This window comes from Kitasatospora sp. NPDC048194 (assembly GCF_043202455.1).
In the GTDB taxonomy this organism is placed as follows: Bacteria; Actinomycetota; Actinomycetes; order Streptomycetales; family Streptomycetaceae; genus Kitasatospora.
The window spans coordinates 169,915-186,167 of sequence record NZ_JBIDAK010000007.1 but is presented as its reverse complement, the minus strand read 5'-3'; the positions used below and the strand labels follow the sequence as shown (position 1 = coordinate 186,167).

The window sequence follows — 16,253 nt, the reverse complement described above, 5'->3', positions numbered from 1 at the left end:
CCGCCCGGTTGACGTCACGTGACCCGGTGCGGAAGGGGCGCGTTGGGCGGATGTGAGTAGTTCCGCGGTGGCTCCGGCGCCCGACGGGCCCCCGGGACGGGCCGGGGTCACCGCACCGGCTTGACGGCCGTGTGGACGTACCAGGCGACGAACTCGCGCACCCCGTACATCTCCACCGTGGAGCGGAGGTTGAGCCACCTCGCCGGATCGCCGAGGCGGCGCAGCAGCTCCCAGGGCAGGCGGAAGTACGCGTGCACGGCCTCGGTGGTGGGCGTGTAGTACGCCGTCGCGTCGAGTGCCTCCTCCACCTCGAAGCCGGCTCCGGTGAGCAGCGCGGGCAGATTGCGGGCGTGGTAGACCTTGGCGCCCGTCATCACCATCGCGTCCAGGTACGGTTCGAGCACGGCCCGGGCGTGCGGCGGCAGTTCGTCCAGCGGTGCGGTGCTCATCGGGCCGAGCAGCACCAGTCGGCCGCCGGGGCGCAGCACCCGGTGCAGTTCGGCCAGCGCGCGGGGCGGGTCGTAGGAGTGGACCAGCGTCTCCATCGAGTAGGCGCCGTCGAACGCTCCGTCGGGGAAAGGCAGTTCGTGGTAGTCGCCGAAGCAGAAGGTGGTCCGGTCGGCGAGTGCGGTGCGGGCGCTGAGCCGGCGGGCCTCGGCCAGGTGGAAGTCCAGGACGTCGACGCCGCTGACCCGCAGGCCGAACCGGGCGGCCATCGCCCGGGCCACCACGCCCGCCCCGCAGCCGGCGTCCAGCACCCGCGAACCGGGCGGCAGCGCCAGCTTGTGCCCCAGCACGTCCTCCAGCTGCCGCTGCGCCCGCCACAACCGCCACTTCGACTGCCCCGGCTCCGTCCACCCCCAGTGCCGGGCGTTGCGGGCCACCCGGGTGTAGAACCACCGGCTCCCGGCCCGCCCGTACACCCGGCGCAGCCCGGCGAGATCCAGCCCCTGAGCGCCCATGCGGACACGCTACCGACGGCCCCGCGCCGCTCCCGGCGGCGCCACGGGGGAGTCCACCGCCGGGAGGGTAGGTACGGTCGTCGGACCATCCGACCAGGAGAACCCAGGCCCGGTTCCGTCGGCCCCGTCGGGCTCTTCCGGCACGGTGAATCCGGACGGGGTTGAGCACCTCGGCGTGGGGCGGCGCTGCGACACCATCCCGGCAGGGTGCCGCAGGACGGGCCGCCGGGGGCGCGGTGTCGGGGGAAGCGTGGCCCACGGGGTGCCCGATCTGCCCGCACCGGCTCGCTCCGCCCTGACCGGACTCCCCACCGCCACGGGCCGCGAGCGCCGGACCCGGCGCTCGGACCCGGCGCGGACCAGGTCACGGTGGTCGGCGGGCACAACGGGGCCGTCGCCACGTGAGCGCGGAGGCGGCGCGAGTACGGTGCGCACCAGGGCGCCTCGGCCGCCCGGTCGGCGGGTTCAGGCGCCGGGCGTCGTCCGGCGTGCCGGCGCGATGCACACCGGCCGTCCTTGCCCGCCAGCCCGCAGCCCGAACCGCTCCGCGCGTTCCGCCAGCAGGCCCTGGTCGCCGCAGCTGAACAGCAGGTCGTCGACGGACTCCCGCCGCGCCCCCTCCTGGCGGGTCGCCAGCCGCTGCGCCCGCTGGTGCCCCACGCCGAGGGCGGCCGGCGCGGCTTCGGTGGCGGCCGGCACGGCGTCGCCCGTCCGGTGCAGCTCGCCGACGCTGCCGGCGGCGGTCGCCGGGCACTGGTGGGCGACCACCCCGCGCAGCCCGTGACCGGCCTCGGCGCAGCGCTCACCGAGGCGGCGCAGGCCCTCCGGTTCCTCCCGGCGCGGCAGGCGCCCGGTGCGGGAGACGTCGGCCGGCATGCCGAGGTGGACCCGGGCCGGTTCGGTCGGCACGCCGTCGCCCTCGTGCCCGTCGGTCACCGTGTCCTACCGACCCCCGTGCGGCGTGAAGGCCGGCGGTGACCCCTGGCAGCGCCGCCACCGGCCGGCACGAGCCGGAGCCGGTCGCTCACCGCTCCCGGAAGTGCAGCACGAAGCGGGCGCTGCTGCCGTCGATCCGGCGCCGGACGTAGAGGGCGGGGGTGCCGTCCGGGGTGCAGCTGACCCCCTCCCGCACCAGCAGCGGGGTGCCGGCCGGCACGCCCAGCAGTTCGGCGTCCGCCAGGTCCGCGCCGATCGCGCCGAAGGCCCGCCAGTCGTACTCGAGCTCCACCCCGCCGGCCCGCGCCAGCTCCAGTACCAGGTTCCCGGCTCGGCCCGGCCGGACCAGCTCGGCGGGCAGCGGGCCGAACGGCACCCAGTAGCTGCACGCGGCCCGGGCCCGCCCGCCGAGGCGGATCACCGAGTCCAGGCGGGACAGCTCGCCGGGCGCACGGCCCAGCTGCCGGGCCACCTCCTCGTCCTCCGCCGAGCCGGTGACGGCGGGCGCCGCCACCACGAACTCGCCGTCGCCCGGGCCGGCGTCGCCCCGGTCGGCGGTGTCCCGATCGGCGTCGCCCCGGCCCGTGGTGTCCCGGTCGCCCCCGGGCAGCGCCTCGTGCAGGCTGCCGAGGTCGAAGCGCTGGCTGCGCGGGTCCACGGTGATCGACGCCCGTACGGCGGGCGGGCGGACGAAGGTGCCCACACCGCGGCGGATCTCCACCACGGCTGCCCGCTCCAGCTCCGCGACCGCCTGCCGCACGGTCAGCCGGTTCACGCCGAACTCGGCGCTCAGCTCCGGCTCGCTGGGCAGCCGCGCGCCCGCCGGGTAGCCGCCGGCGTCGATCCGCTCCTGGAGCCGCCGGGCCAGCCGGCGGTACAGCGGAACGCGCGGGGGAGTGCTCGGGGGGTTCGTCGCCACGGACCGATCCTACGGAGCCGGCGCCCGGGGGCCGGGCCCGCTGCCCTCCGGCCCGCCTGCCGGAGCCCGGCTCGCTCGCCGCGGCCCCCGCCCCGGCCCGCCCCGGCCGCCTTGGATCCCACCCGGCCCGCCCGCCCTCGCTCCGGCTCGCCGCGGCGCGCCGACGGGGGTGGGATGGAGGGGTGCCACGGGCCGAGGCTTGCCCGGCACCCCCGGGAGGGGCTAGACATCCAGACATCTAGATGTCGTTCGCTCCCGTGCGGCTCCACCGAAAGGCCCTCGCATGCCCCTGGTCAACTTCCGCGACTCCGCCGTCCTCAGCGACCCCGAGGGCCTGCGGATCCGCCCCGGTGTGCTGTACCGCTCCGCCCAGCCCTACCCGGCCGCCGACGAGGCCGTCGTCGCCCAGCTGCGCGCCTGCGACATCCGCACCGTCGTCGACCTGCGGGATCCCCGCGAGACCCACCCCGCCGACTGGGCCGCCGCCGAGGCCGCCGGGATAGCCGTTGTCGCCGCCCCGGTGAACCCCGCCACCGAGGCCCTCACCGCGCACATGAGCACCATGACCACCGCCGCCGACCTCGGCGAGTTCTACGTGCTGCTCGCCGAGTCCGCCCCCGAGGCCGTGGCCGCCGCCGTCGAGGCCGCCGCCCGCCCGGGCGCCGTCCTGCTCCACTGCGCCGCCGGCAAGGACCGCACCGGCCTGCTGACCGCCCTGCTGCTCGACCTGCTCGACGTGCCGGTCGAGCGCATCGTCGCCGACTACGCCCGCACCGCCGACGCCCTCCCGGAGATCTTCGCCAACCTCGCGGAACGCCACCGCACCGCCCTCAACCGCCCGGGTTCCTCGCGCGTCACCGGGCCCGACGGCCGGCACCTCACCATCCCGGCACCCCTGCTGGAGGCCCCGGCCGAGGCGATGAGCGTCTTCCCGCACCGCGTCCGCACCCACCACGGCGGCGCGGCGGCGTTCCTCCCCGCCTGCGGCGTCGACGCCGCCACCCTCGGCGCCTTCCGCGCCAAGGCCGCGGCCCCGGCCCCGGCCGTCTGAGCCGCCGGGAGGACCGGGCGCGGGCTGACCGGCGCCCGGGACATCCGGTGGGCCCGCGGCCCGCACGCCCGCAGCCCGCGGCCCGCACGCCCGGACGCCCGGACGCCCGCACGCCCGGGGCGTCACACGTCCCGCCGCCGGACCACGACCGCCGTCACCGCCACCGCGACCAGCGCCCACACCCCCATGGTGATCCAGGAGTCCAGCACGCTCGGCGCGTACTTCCCCATGGTGGTGGCGGAGGCCGGGTTGATGGTGAGTCGGTGGACGGTGGCCAGCGGCAGGTGGGTGCCGATCTCCTTCAGCCAGTGGTAGCGGTCGCCGCCGAACATCAGCGGCAGGATGAACATCAGCACCACCAGCGCCACGATCGAGGCGGTGGCGTGCCGCAGCAGCGCGCCCAGCGCCATCCCGACCAGCGCGCAGGTCGGCACGATCGCGGCGTAGCCGAGGACGGCCCGCAGGCAGCCCTCGTCGGTGATGGAGAGCCCGACGTGCCGGGAGGCCAGCATCGCGTTGACGCCGAAGAAGGAGGCCGTCGACACCACCGCACCGGCGAGCGCGGTGATCCCGCCGATCAGCAGCACCTTCGCCGCGATCACGCCCCGCCGGTCCGGCACCGCGGCGAAGGTAGTGCGGATCATGCCGGTGGTGTACTCGCCGAACACGGTGATCGCACCGAGGCTGCCGGCCGCGATCGCCATCAGGTCGCCCGCGATGCTGCCGAGGCCGTGGAACAGCGGGTCGTACCGGTACGGCGCCGTACCGGGCTCCGGCGCGGGCGGGTGGTCGATGTAGACGAGGTCGGTGTGCACCGCGTTCAGGTTGACCGCGATCGCCACCAGCGAGGCGAGCGCCAGCACCCAGTACGTCGACCGCAGCGAGCGCAGCTTGATCCACTCGGCGGCGAGCAGATCGGTGAACCGGGGTGCGGGCTCGGCCGGATGGACACCCGAGGTACGGCCGTCGGTCACGGTACGGCCGTCGGTCACGGTACGGCCAGGGGTCACGGTGCTCATCGGGCCTCTCCTGCCGGGTATTCGACGCTGTCCGCGGTCAGGGACAGGAACGCGGACTCCAGGGACGACGTGCGGGTGGCGAGTTCGTGCAGCACCAGGCCGTGCCGCAGGGCGAGTTCGCCGATCCGCTCGGCGGCCAGCCCGGTGACGGCCCCGGACTGCGCCTCCGTCCGCCGTACCTCGGCACCCTCGGTCCGCAACACCTCGGCCAGCGTGCCGAGTTCCGGCGACCGGACGGTCACCGAGGCCACCGCGTTGCGCGCCGAGAACTCGGCCAGGCTCTGGTCGGCGATGAGGCGGCCGCGGCCGATCACCACCAAATGGTCGGCGGTGTGCTCCATCTCGGCCATCATGTGGCTGGAGACGAACACCGTCCGCCCCTCCTCCGCGAGCCGCCGGAACAGCCCGCGCACCCACAGCACGCCCTCCGGGTCCAGCCCGTTCAGCGGTTCGTCGAAGAGCAGCACCGGCGGGTCGCCGAGCAGCGCGCCGGCGATGCCCAGGCGCTGCTTCATGCCCAGCGAGTAGCCGCCGATCCGCCGCCCCGCGGCCTCGGCGAGGCCGACCTCCGCCAGCACCTCGTCCACCCGCCCGAGCGGGATCCGGTTGCTGCGGGCCAGCGCCGACAGGTGCGCCCTGGCGCTGCGCCCGCCGTGCACGTCGCCCGCGTCCAGCAGCGCGCCGACGTGCCGCAGGCCGCGCGGCCTGGCGGCGAAGGGCGCGCCGTCCACGGTGACGGTGCCCTCGGTGGGGGCGTTGAGGCCCAGGACCATCCGCAGCGTGGTGGACTTGCCCGCGCCGTTGGGCCCGAGGAAGCCGGTGACGGCACCGGGCCGGACGGTGAAGGTCAACTGGTCGACGGCTGTGGTGGCCCCGTACCGCTTGGTCAGTCGCTCGATCTCGATCACGGGGGCAACGCTGCCGCCCGGCGCGGTGACCGGGCATCGGGCCGCGGGCCACAACCGCGCCCCCGGCCCCCGCCCCCGGGATTACGCCCGCGGGCCGATGCGCCGCCGCGACGCCCGCGGCTACCATCGCGCCATGATCACCGACGCCCGCCCTCCCCTGCTCGGACGCCTGCCCGCCGGCGTGTGGGTGGCGGCGTTCTGGACGGTCGTCGTGGTGTTCCGGTTCTTCACGCGGGACGACGAACTGCGCCACCTGTTCGAGTACCACGGCAATCCCGAGGACATGCCGCTGGTGGTCACGGCCGTGGTCACCACGCTGGTCGCGGCCCTGCTGGTCCGGCAGCCGCTGGCGGCCGTCGCGGGGGCGCTCGCGGGCAGCGTCTTCTCGCTCGGCATGAACCGCGTCCCGGAGGCCTCGGTGCTGCAGTTCCTGATCGCCGACGCCGTGGTCGGCTACTGCGCCGCCGTCCGCTCCCGCGCGGTCTCGCTGGGCGCCCTCGCGCTGCCGCTCGCCGTGCTCGCCGCGCTGTGGCTCCAGGGCGCCGTCAACGGCTACCCCGTCAACCCGCTCGCGTACACCGGCCTCGCCGCGACCGTCCTGATCGCCTGGCTGGTCGGCAACACCGTCCACCAGAGCCGCGCCCACGGCGAGGCCCTGCGCGGGCGCGCCACCGAGCAGGCCGTCACCGCCGAACGGCTGCGGATCGCCCGCGAGTTGCACGACATGGTCGCCCACAACATCGGCATCATCGCGATCCAGGCCGGTATGGGCAGCCGGGTCATGGACACCCAGCCCGCCGAGACCCGCAACGCCCTGAACGCCATCGAGGCCACCAGCCGGGAGACCCTGGCCGGGCTGCGCCGGGTGCTCGGCGCGCTGCGGCAGGGGGACCAGGACTCCGCGCCGCTCGAAGTAACCCCGGGCATCGCCGAGTTGGACCGGCTGGTGGAGAGGGCCGCGGGTGCCGGCGTGCGAGTCGCGCTCACCCGGCGCGGCACCGCCCGTCCCGTCCCGCCCGAGGTGGACCTTGCCGCCTACCGGATCGTCCAGGAGGCCGTCACCAACGTGGTCAAGCACGCCGGCACCCGCGACTGCCACGTCACCGTCGAGTACGGGCCGGAGGAACTCGCCGTCACCGTCGAGGACCAGGGCACCGGCTCGACGGGGGCCGCTCCCGTCACCGGCTACGGCCTGGCCGGGATGCGCGAACGGGTCACCCTGCTGCACGGCGGGTTCAGCGCCGGGCCGCGCCCCGGCGGCGGCTTCCGCGTCGCCGCCCGACTGCCGCTGCCCGAAGGGGCCGCCCCGGAGGTGGGACCGTGATCCGCGTCGTCCTGGTCGACGACCAGCCGCTCATCCGCACCGGCCTGCGGGTGCTCATCGCTGACGCCCCCGACCTGGAGGTGGTCGGCGAGGCCGGCAGCGGCGCCGAGGCCGTCGAGCTGGTGGCCCGGCTGCGCCCGGACGTCGCCGTGATGGACATCCGGATGCGCCCCCAGCCCGGCGGCCGGGAGGTGCCCCCGGTCATGGACGGCATCGAGGCCACCCGCCGGATCACCGCGGATCCCGGACTGCCCACCCACGTGCTCATCCTCACCACCTTCGACGACGACGACTACGTGTACGGCGCGCTGCGCGCCGGGGCGAGCGGCTTCCTGGTCAAGGACCTCGCCCTGGAGACCATCCTGGACGGCGTACGGGCGGTCGCCGCCGGGGACGCCCTGCTCGCCCCCGGCATCACCCGCCGGCTGATCGGCGAGTTCGCCGCCCGTCCGCAGGCCCCGCGGGCCCGGCGCCCGGTCGTCGAGGGCATCACCGAACGCGAACGCGAGGTGCTGACCCTGGTCGGCCGCGGGCTGTCCAACGCGGAGATCGCCGAGGAGCTCACCATCAGCGTGGCCACCGCCAAGGCGCACGTCGCCCGGCTGTTCACCAAGCTCGGCGCCCGCGACCGCGTCCACCTGGTCATCCACGCCTACGAGTTCGGGCTCGTCACGCCCTCGTAGGGCCCCGAAACGCGCGGCCCCGGAAACGCGGGGGCGCCGGGGTGGGCCCGCACAACCCACCCCGGCGCCTGCTGTCCCGGCGTCAGTGCGCCGGGGTGCGTCGGACCGTCGTCAGGGGACGATCGCGTGCGAGATCTGGCAGGCGCTGACCGCATTCGACCAGGTGCCCTGCATCGCGAAGGAGCCGGTCGCGAAGGCCACGTTCTGCGAGCCGCCGGTGCCGCCGACGCCCTTCCAGGCGCACTTGTCGGCGTTCTCGGCGCCCGACGAGTCGGTCCAGCCGCCGGCCGGGTTCTGGTCGGTTACGGTCTCCGCGTACTCGTGGCCGAACACCATGGTCACGCCGTCCAGCAGGCCCGCGGTGCCGCTGTTGACGTAGTTCTGGCCGCACGAGGTGCCCATGTCGGGCACGTACGGGTCGTTGCTGAACGCCACGTCACCGTACGGGGAGGCGGCGGCACCGCCGGTCAGCGTGGTGTCGCCGTTCCAGTCGTGCCAGGCGCAGAAGTTGCCCGTGGAGGTGTTGAAGCCGTCCGGGTGGGTGCCGGTCGGCGAGAGCACCACGTACTGGACGTTGCGGTTGGCGGCGGCGGTGGTGTTGCCGAAGTGCCCGGCGGCCTTGACGGCCTCGCCGGCGATCTGGTTGCCGGTGGCCTGGCCCGGAGCGGCGGCCGAACCGTCCACCCAGACGCCGGCCAGCGCGCCGCCGGTCGGGTAGCCGACGTGGGCGGCGGTGGACGCGCAGGTGGTGGAGCCCTTGGCGACGCCCTCGCAGTACTGGGTCATGACGCCCGACCAGGTCTCGTTGTTGGTGCCGAGGCCCTTGAACAGCTGCTGGGTGCGGACGGCCTCACCCTTCGGGTCACCGGAGAGCGTGGTGTAGCCGTTGGCGTCGGTGCCCGGGGTGCCCCACTGGGAGCCCCAGAAGATCAGGTACACCTTCGGCGCGCCGGTGGTGACACCGATGCCGTCGACGCCGCCGCCGTACTTCAGGTTGGTCGTACGGGCCGCGGCGGCGGAGTTGGCGTTGGCGTGCTCGGCGCTCTCCCTGGTGGAGACGGCGCCGTGCCGGTACGGGTGGCTGTTCCCGGCGAACTCGCTGCCCGGCTGGGTCGCCTGGGCGGCCGGGGCGGTGGCGAGACCGGCGGCGGCCAGCGCCACCGCGCTGAGCCCGGTCAGGGCCCGGACTCGCGCCCGGCGGGAGGTGGGGGACATGCCCATCGTGAGGGTTCCTCTCTCATGCCGACCGCACACCGGTAGGGCGCGGACGGCACTGTGGGGGACGAAGGGGGGAGCGCGGCGACGGTGGCACGGGAGGACTGGCGGCCCGTCACGACCCGCCGATGACGTGGGGATGGGGGCCCGTTCACCGTCGACGGCGGGAAGCAAAGCACCGCCGCCGGAACCGGGTCAACGACGGCGACAGTAAGACCAAGCCCAAGGGAACACCCGGCAAAGGTATGGAAGATCAAAAGGCCGCAGTTGACAGGGCGTTGACACGCGTAGCGCAGGCGTTTCTCAACAGTTGAGGGTGCCCTTTACACCGTATTGGTCAGCCCCCGCCCTCCCCGTGACCTGCACGGAAAGCCCACCACCGGGCCTTCCCGGTTCCGCGCCGATGCCCTACCGTGTCGGCACCGGTCGACCCGCGGCGAGGGCGGTCTACTGCGCCCCGGCCGGCCCGGTCTGCCCCGTCTGCCCGGGCTGCCCGGCGTCCCCCGTCTGCTCCGACCCGGTCCCGCCGCTCGCCCCGCTCGCTCCGACCTCGCCGATCCGCATGATCCGCCCGTGCGAGTCGAGCACCACGTCGTAGGCGTTGCCGTAGCACCCGAAGGGATCGGCCGGGTCGGACTCGGCGAGGCAGTCGTCGAGGTGGGTGATCAGCTCGTCCAGGCGGACGCTCTTCGCCGCGTCCCCGTGCGGGCGGTCGACCAGCGTCGCCGTCACGCCCGCCGCCGCGAATCCGTAGTGGACGGGCTCGCCGGTGGCCTCGTAACCGGGCGGCTCGCAGGTGTAGCGGCCGGGCTGGGCGGTGAGTTCGCCCGGACCGGCGGAGACCACGACGAGCACCTGGTGGCCGGGCAGCCGGCTGGGAGCCGGGCAGGGCCGGCCGCCGCTCGGCACGGAGACCGGGCCGGTGGCGGGAGCGCCGGCCGCCCTGTCACCGGCCGTCCTGTCACCGGGGGCGCTGTCGGCGGCGGAACCGTCGAGGTCGGCCGGCAGGTCGTCATCGTCGTCGAACAGGTCGTCGTCGAACAGGTCGTCGGCGCCCTGGTCGCCGCCCTTGTCGGCGAGGGCGGCCGCGGAGGAGGCCTCGGCCACCGTCGGGCGGGACTCGGCGGGGGTGCAGCCGGTGAGGCAGGCCAGGGCGGTACCGGTCAGCGCGGCGGCGGCGAGGAGGATGCGGGGCACGGCCATGGCACAAGTCTCTCCCGCGCGGCGGCTGACGTCGGCATCCGGGTACCGCCCGCCGTCGGGAGAGGGGTTCCCGCCCGCCGTCGGTGGAGGGGTTCCCGCCCGCCGCCGAGGGAGCGGTTCCCGCCCCCGCCGGACGTGCGGATCCGGCGGGGGCGGGAGGTCTTGGACGGCCCCTCAGGCCGCCACCGGCCGCTGGGCCTCGTACGCCGCGCGGAGCCGCGCCTGCGCCGCCGGGCCCGCGCCCAGGTGGTCGAGCCCGAGCAGCGCCGCGCCGAGGACGGGCGGCGCGACGACCACCCGGGGCTCGGCCAGCGGGGCGGTCCCGGCCAGCCGGGCCTCGACGTTGTCGAGCAGCAGCGGGTGCCGGGAGGCGAGCACCCCGCCGCCGAGCACCACCGGGGTGGGGGTGTCCAGCAGGTCCAGCCGTTTGAGGGCGACGACGGCGAGCCGGACGATCTCGTCGGCCTGCCGGTCGATCAGCTCCAGCGCGGTGGCGTCGCCTTCCTCCGCGACCGCGAACAGCACCCGGACGATCTCGTGCAGCCGGGCGCTCGGCAGGTGCCCGAGGTGGACGGCCTCCGCGACGGCCCCGGCGCTCGGCAGGCCGAAGTGCTCGGCGATGGCCCGGGCCAGCGCCGTCGGCCCGCCGCGCCCGTCCTCGGAGCGGACGGCGTGCCACATGCTGGTGGCGGCGAGCCCGGAGCCGCCGCCCCAGTCGCCGGTGAGTTCGCCGAGCGCGGGGAAGCGGGCGGTGCGCCCGTCCGGCAGCAGGCCGACGCAGTTGATCCCGGCGCCGCAGACCACGGCGACCCCGCACGGGCCGTCGGTGCCGGCCCGCAGCAGCCCGAAGGTGTCGTTGACGACGGTGCTGCTGACGCCCCAGGGGTGCGAGGCGAGGGCGGCGCTCAGGGCCTGCTCCTCCACCGGGAGGTCGGCGTTGGCCAGGCAGGCGCTGACGTGGCTGGTGAGCACGCCGTCGGCGGCGGGGTGGCCGGCCGCCGCGGCAGCCTCCTCGACCAGCGGGGCGAGCCCGGCGACGGCGGCCGCGCCGCCGATCCGGTGGGGTGCGAAGCCGCCGCCGCGGGCGGTGCCCAGGACGGTGCCGTCGGCGCCGATCAGGGCGACGTCGGTCTTGGAGTTCCCCGCGTCGATGGCGAGGACGCCGGGCAGGAGTGGTTCGGGCTGGTGGGTCATCAGGTCCCCGCGGCTCGTACGTGGCCCGGCCGCAAGCCCCGGCCGGGGGTGGTCGGTCTCCTCGCCGCGGGGGGCCCCCCCCCGGGGGGGGGGCGGGGGGGCCCCGCCCCCCCGCCCCCCCCCGCCGGGGGGGGGGCCCCCCCCGCGGCCGGGCGCTCAGGCCCAGGCGAGGTGCTCGCGGTTGTGGGCGAGCAGCCGATCCGTGAGCCGGTCGGCGAGTTCGATCTGGCCGACCAGCGGGTGGGCGAGCAGGGCGTCGAAGACCCGGTCGCGGCCGCCGTGCAGGGCGGCCTCCAGCGCGAGGTGCTCGTACGAGGTGACGGCGGCGATCAGTCCGGCGAACAGCGGTTCGACCGGCCGCTGCGGCAGCGGCCGCACCCCGGCGGCGTCCACCTCGGCGGGGACCTCGATGACGGCGTCGTCCGGCAGGAAGGGCAGCACCCCGTCGTTGCGGGTGTTGACCACCTGGACGGACGTCCCGCCGCCGGTGCCCAGCAGCGCGGCGATCAGCTGGACGGCCGCCTCCGAGTAGAACGCCCCGCCGCGCCGGCCGAGCAGCTCGGGCTTGGTGTCGAGGGCCGGGTCGGCGTACAGCTCCAGCAGCTGGCGCTCGATCTCGGCGACCTGCGCCGCCCGCGAGCCCTGCGCCCTGAGCTCCTCGACCACGGCGTCGTGCTGGTAGAAGTACCGCAGGTAGTACGAGGGCACCACGCCGAGCCGTTGCACGAAGGCCTGCGGCAGGTGGAGGTCGTCCGCGATCTCCTTGCCGAAGTCGCGCAGCAGCGCGGGCAGCACCTCGCGCCCGGTCGCCGCACCGGGGGCGTCGAGCAGGGTGACCCCGCGCTCCCAGGTCAGGTGGTTGAGTCCGACGTGGTCCAGCCGGACGCGTTCCGGGTCCACGCCCAGGTGGGCCGCGAACCTGCGCTGGAAGCCGATCGCGACGTTGCACAGCCCGACGGCCTTGTGGCCGGCGGTCCGCAGGGCCCGGGTGACGATGCCGACGGGGTTGGTGAAGTCGACGATCCAGGCGTCCGGGTTGGTCCGGCGGACCTGCTCGGCGATGTCCAGCACGACCGGGACGGTGCGCAGCGCCTTGGCGAGCCCGCCCGCGCCGGTGGTCTCCTGGCCGACGCAGCCGCACTCCAGCGGCCAGGTCTCGTCCTGGTTGCGGGCCGCCTGCCCGCCGACGCGCAGCTGGAGCAGGACGGCGTCGGCGTCCGCGACCCCGGCCGCCAGGTCGGCCGTGGTGGTGACGGCGGCGGGGTGGCCCTGGGCGGCGAAGATCCGCCGGGCCAGGCCGCCGATCAGCTCGAGCCGCTCGGCGGCCGGGTCGATCAGCACCAGCTCGCCGACCGGCAGGGTGTCGCGCAGCCGGGCGAAGCCGTCGATCAGCTCCGGGGTGTAGGTGGAACCGCCGCCGACGATGGCGAGCTTGAGCGGTGAGCGGGCCGGCCCGGGTGCGGAGCCGGCGGCCGTGAGTGTGGCGGACATCAGCCCTTGACCCCTGTCAGTGTCACGCCTTCGATGAAGGCCTTCTGGGCGAAGAAGAAGAGGACGATCACGGGTGCCATCACCAGCAGGGTGGCGGCCATGGTGAGGTTCCAGTTGGTGTGGTGGGCGGCCTTGAACGACTCGAGGCCGTAACTGAGCGTCCAGGACCCCTGGTTGTTGCTGGCGTAGATCTGCGGGCCGAAGTAGTCGTTCCAGCAGTAGAAGAACTGGAACAGGGCGACGGCGGCGACGGCCGGTCTGGCCATCGGCAGGACCACCCGCAGCAGGGTGCGCAGGTCGCCGCAGCCGTCGATCCGGGCGGCCTCCAGGTACTCCTTGGGGATGGTCGTCAGGAACTGGCGCAGCAGGAAGATGGAGAAGGCGTCGCCGAAGGCCATCGGGACGATCAGCGGCCAGAGCGAGCCGCCCAGGCCCAGCTGCTTGGCCCAGAACAGGTACATCGGGATGACGGTGACCTGCGGCGGCAGCATCATCATCGCGATCACCGCCATCAGGGCCAGGTTGCGGCCGCGGAAGCGGAACTTGGCGAGGGCGTAGGCGACGGGCAGGCTGGAGACGACGGTCAGCAGGGTCCCGGCCCCGGCGTACAGCAGGGTGTTGCGCCACCAGGTGAGGAAGCCGGGGGTGTTCCAGACCTTGCCGTAGTTGCCCCACTCCCAGTGGGTGGGCCAGTAGTCGGTGGTGAGCGCCTGCTGGTCGTCCATCACCGAGGTGAGGAAGACGAAGACGAAGGGCAGCAGGAAGAACAGCGCGGCGGCGATCGCCAGCGAGTGCACGGCGACCCAGCTGAGCGCGGCGCGGCGCCGGGCGGCCCGGGCGGCGGGGCCGCCGGCCCGGTGGGTGCCGGTCCGGGCGGGCGCCCCGGGGAGCGTGGAGCTGAGAGTCATGGTGGAGTCCTCAGGGGTCCGCTAGTCGTCGCTCGCCATGAAGCCGGAGCGGCGGCGGAGCAGGATCGAGGTGACGGCCATCGAGATGGCGAACAGCACCAGGGCGACGACGCAGGCCGCGCCGTAGTTGAAGCGCTGGAAGCCGAGGTTGTAGACCATCTGCGGCAGGGTCCAGGTGGAGCCCTGCGGGAAGCCCGGCTCGAACTGCTGGCCGGAGTTGCCCGCGATGCCGCTGGCCACCTTCCCGGCGACGATCGCCTGGGTGTAGTACTGCATGGTCTGGATCACGCCGGTGACCACCGCGAACATGATGATCGGCGAGATGTTCGGCAGCGTGACGTACCGGAACCGCTGGAGCGGTCCCGCGCCGTCCAGTTCGGCCGCCTCGTACTGCTCCTTGGGGACGTCCAGCAGCGCGGCCATGAAGATGACCATCAGGTCGCCGACGCCCCACATGGCGAGCATGGTGAGCGCGGGCTTGGACCAGTCGGGGTCGGCGAACCAGCCGGGCTGCGGCAGGCCGAGCTCGCCGAGCAGGTGGTTGAGCGGGCCGGTGCCGGGGTTGAGCAGGAAGGCGAAGGCGACGGTGGCGGCCACCGGCGGGGCCAGGTACGGCAGGTAGAACACCGTGCGGAAGAAGCCGACGCCGGTCCTGATCTTGGTGATCAGCAGCCCGACGCCGAGGCCGAAGGCGACCCGCAGGGTCACCATGACGACCACCAGCCACAGGGTGTTGCGCAGGCCCTGCCAGAAGGCCGGCAGCTGGCCGAGGACGTAATCCCAGTTCCTGAGCCCGTCGAAGGCGGGCGCGCCGAAGCCGTTGTACCGGGTGAAGGAGAAGTAGGCCGTCGAGACCAGCGGGTAGACGAAGAAGACGCCGAAGCCGATCAGCCAGGGCGAGAGGAAGGCGAGGGTGCGGGCCGCCTCCCGGCGGCGCCTCCGGCGCAGCAGGCGCTGCGAGGAGGCCGCCGCCGGGTGGGCCGGCCCGGCGCCCGCGGAACCGCCGCCCTCGGAGGCGCCGCCGTCGGGGGCGCCTCCCTTGCGGGTGCCGAACGCGAGTGACATGGGAGCTCCGTTGACCGTTCCCGCCGGCTACTTGGCCTGGGCGATGTCGGTGTCGATCTGCTTCGCCGTGGCGGCCAGGCCGGCGTGCAGGTCGGGCTGCTTGCCGGACTCGTAGTCGTAACCGAGGTTCTGCAGCGAGACGATGTAGCCGCCGCCGTTGACGCTGGCCGGGGTGGTGCCCGAGTCGGGGTTCCTGGCGACGTCCAGGAAGGTCTTGAAGTTCGGGTCGCTCACCAGCTTCGGCGAGTTGAGCGCGTCGAAGGTGCTCGGCACGTTGTGGATCGCGTTGGCGAAGGCGACCACCGCGTCGGTGTCGGTGGTCAGGTACTTGACCAGCTCCCAGGACGCGGCCTGCTTCTTGCTGGTGCCGGCGATGCCGATGATGGTGCCGGTCTGGTAGCCGCGGCCGTAGGTGCCGGCCTGGTCGTCCGGGACGGGGAACGGCGCGGTGGCCCAGTCGAAGTCGGGCTTGTTCTCGGCGAGCGAGGCGGTGCGCCACTCACCGTCGATGGCCATCGCGACCTGGCCGGTGTGGAAGGGGTTCTTGGCGCTGAACTCCTCGCCGAAGGTGGCCCGGTACTTCTCCAGCCTGGCGTAGCCGCCGAGCTGGTCGACCAGCCCCTTCTGCCAGTCGAGCATCGCGGCGACCTTCGGGTCGGTGGCGATGTTCGACTTGCCGTCGGCACCGAAGTAGGTGGCGCCGTACTGGCCGAGGAAGTGCTCGGTGGTCGACTCGTACCCGTGGTACAGCGGCATGAAGCCGAGCTGCCGGTACGAGTCGCCGTCGGCGATGGTCAACTTCCTGGCGTCCTCGGCGAACTCGCTGAAGGTCCGGGGCGGGGCGGTGATGCCGGCGGCGGCGAAGGCCTTCTTGTTGTAGTACAGCCCGTAGGCGTCGCCGAGCAGCGGCAGCGAGCACTGGTCGCCCTGGAACCGCGTGTAGTTGAGCATCGCCGCCGGGAAGGTCCTGGCCGGGTCGATGCCGCTCTTCCGGAGCAGCGGCTGGAGGTCGACGAAGGCCTTGGTCGAGCAGAACATGCCGACGTTGTTGGTGGTGAAGGAGGACACCACGTCCGGCGCGTCGTCGCCGCCGGCCCGCAGGGCCTGGTTGACCTTGTCGTCCGCGATGTTGCCCACGGTCTTGACGTGGATGTTGGGGTGGGCCTTCTCGAAGGCGGCGATGTTGGCGTCGATCGCCTTCACCTCGTTGTCCTGGCTCCAGCCGTGCCAGAAGGTGATGGTGACGTCCTTGCCGGAGGCCGAGTCGTCGGTGCCGCCCGCGCCGTCGGAACCGGTGCAGGCGGTGGCGAGCAGGGCCAGCACGGCGGTGCCGGTGGCGGCGGCCATCGCGCGGCGGCCTCTGCGGGAGGTGGTG

15 protein-coding genes are annotated in these 16,253 nt (G+C 74.4%); 3 read left to right on the top strand and 12 right to left on the bottom strand.

Going from position 1 to position 16,253, the window contains the following annotated elements; translation table 11 throughout:
- Nucleotides 1–107: 107 nt before the first annotated feature.
- From ACGF07_RS12220 to ACGF07_RS12210, 3 genes are all read right to left on the bottom strand, one after another.
- Nucleotides 108–962, bottom strand: coding sequence for a methyltransferase domain-containing protein (locus tag ACGF07_RS12220; protein WP_350742059.1), 855 nt, complete (start codon nt 960–962; stop codon nt 108–110).
- A 465-nt stretch (nt 963–1,427) separates the two neighbouring features.
- Nucleotides 1,428–1,898: a hypothetical protein gene (locus tag ACGF07_RS12215; RefSeq protein WP_392897621.1), complete on the bottom strand. Its 471-nt coding sequence runs from the start codon at nt 1,896–1,898 to the stop codon at nt 1,428–1,430.
- A gap of 88 nt (nt 1,899–1,986) precedes the next feature.
- Nucleotides 1,987–2,817 (bottom strand): GntR family transcriptional regulator, encoded by an 831-nt coding sequence (locus ACGF07_RS12210; protein ID WP_392897619.1) that lies wholly within the window; start codon nt 2,815–2,817, stop codon nt 1,987–1,989.
- Between the two features lie 283 nt (nt 2,818–3,100).
- Between ACGF07_RS12210 and ACGF07_RS12205 the strand changes: the two genes are divergently transcribed.
- Nucleotides 3,101–3,868, top strand: a complete 768-nt coding sequence (locus ACGF07_RS12205) for a tyrosine-protein phosphatase (RefSeq protein ID WP_392897617.1) — start codon at nt 3,101–3,103, stop codon at nt 3,866–3,868.
- Nucleotides 3,869–3,990: 122 nt separating this feature from the next.
- Here ACGF07_RS12205 and ACGF07_RS12200 read toward each other — a convergent pair whose 3' ends face one another.
- Both ACGF07_RS12200 and ACGF07_RS12195 read right to left on the bottom strand, forming a co-directional pair.
- Nucleotides 3,991–4,887, bottom strand: coding sequence for an ABC transporter permease (locus tag ACGF07_RS12200; RefSeq protein WP_392897615.1), 897 nt, complete (start codon nt 4,885–4,887; stop codon nt 3,991–3,993).
- On the bottom strand, nt 4,884–5,795 hold the full coding sequence (locus ACGF07_RS12195) for an ABC transporter ATP-binding protein (RefSeq protein WP_392897614.1): 912 nt from the start codon (nt 5,793–5,795) through the stop codon (nt 4,884–4,886). The genes ACGF07_RS12200 and ACGF07_RS12195 overlap by 4 nt, the downstream gene beginning before the upstream one ends.
- Nucleotides 5,796–5,928: 133 nt before the next feature.
- Between ACGF07_RS12195 and ACGF07_RS12190 the strand changes: the two genes are divergently transcribed.
- On the top strand, nt 5,929–7,119 hold the full coding sequence (locus tag ACGF07_RS12190) for a sensor histidine kinase (RefSeq protein WP_392897612.1): 1,191 nt from the start codon (nt 5,929–5,931) through the stop codon (nt 7,117–7,119).
- The gene (locus ACGF07_RS12185) at nt 7,116–7,802 is read left to right on the top strand and encodes a response regulator (protein ID WP_392897610.1); all 687 of its coding nucleotides are present in this window, start codon (nt 7,116–7,118) and stop codon (nt 7,800–7,802) included. The genes ACGF07_RS12190 and ACGF07_RS12185 overlap by 4 nt, the downstream gene beginning before the upstream one ends.
- 111 nt (nt 7,803–7,913) lie before the next feature.
- Here ACGF07_RS12185 and ACGF07_RS12180 read toward each other — a convergent pair whose 3' ends face one another.
- From ACGF07_RS12180 to ACGF07_RS12150, 7 genes are all read right to left on the bottom strand, one after another.
- Nucleotides 7,914–9,023 (bottom strand): hypothetical protein, encoded by a 1,110-nt coding sequence (locus ACGF07_RS12180; protein ID WP_392897608.1) that lies wholly within the window; start codon nt 9,021–9,023, stop codon nt 7,914–7,916.
- Nucleotides 9,024–9,464: 441 nt separating this feature from the next.
- Complete coding sequence (locus ACGF07_RS12175) at nt 9,465–10,220, bottom strand: hypothetical protein (protein WP_392897606.1); 756 nt, start codon at nt 10,218–10,220, stop codon at nt 9,465–9,467.
- 174 nt (nt 10,221–10,394) lie between these two features.
- Nucleotides 10,395–11,414, bottom strand: a complete 1,020-nt coding sequence (locus ACGF07_RS12170) for an N-acetylglucosamine kinase (RefSeq protein WP_392897604.1) — start codon at nt 11,412–11,414, stop codon at nt 10,395–10,397.
- Nucleotides 11,415–11,570: 156 nt separating this feature from the next.
- Nucleotides 11,571–12,905: a 6-phospho-beta-glucosidase gene (locus ACGF07_RS12165; RefSeq protein WP_392897602.1), complete on the bottom strand. Its 1,335-nt coding sequence runs from the start codon at nt 12,903–12,905 to the stop codon at nt 11,571–11,573.
- Nucleotides 12,905–13,813 carry a carbohydrate ABC transporter permease gene (locus tag ACGF07_RS12160; RefSeq protein WP_392897600.1) on the bottom strand — a complete coding sequence of 303 codons (909 nt, stop codon included), beginning with the start codon at nt 13,811–13,813 and terminating at the stop codon, nt 12,905–12,907. The genes ACGF07_RS12165 and ACGF07_RS12160 overlap by 1 nt, the downstream gene beginning before the upstream one ends.
- 21 nt (nt 13,814–13,834) lie before the next feature.
- Entirely contained in the window at nt 13,835–14,878 is a 1,044-nt protein-coding gene (locus ACGF07_RS12155; protein WP_350749178.1) for a sugar ABC transporter permease, read from the bottom strand.
- A gap of 27 nt (nt 14,879–14,905) precedes the next feature.
- Nucleotides 14,906–16,225, bottom strand: coding sequence for an ABC transporter substrate-binding protein (locus ACGF07_RS12150; RefSeq protein WP_392897775.1), 1,320 nt, complete (start codon nt 16,223–16,225; stop codon nt 14,906–14,908).
- Nucleotides 16,226–16,253 lie beyond the last annotated feature (28 nt).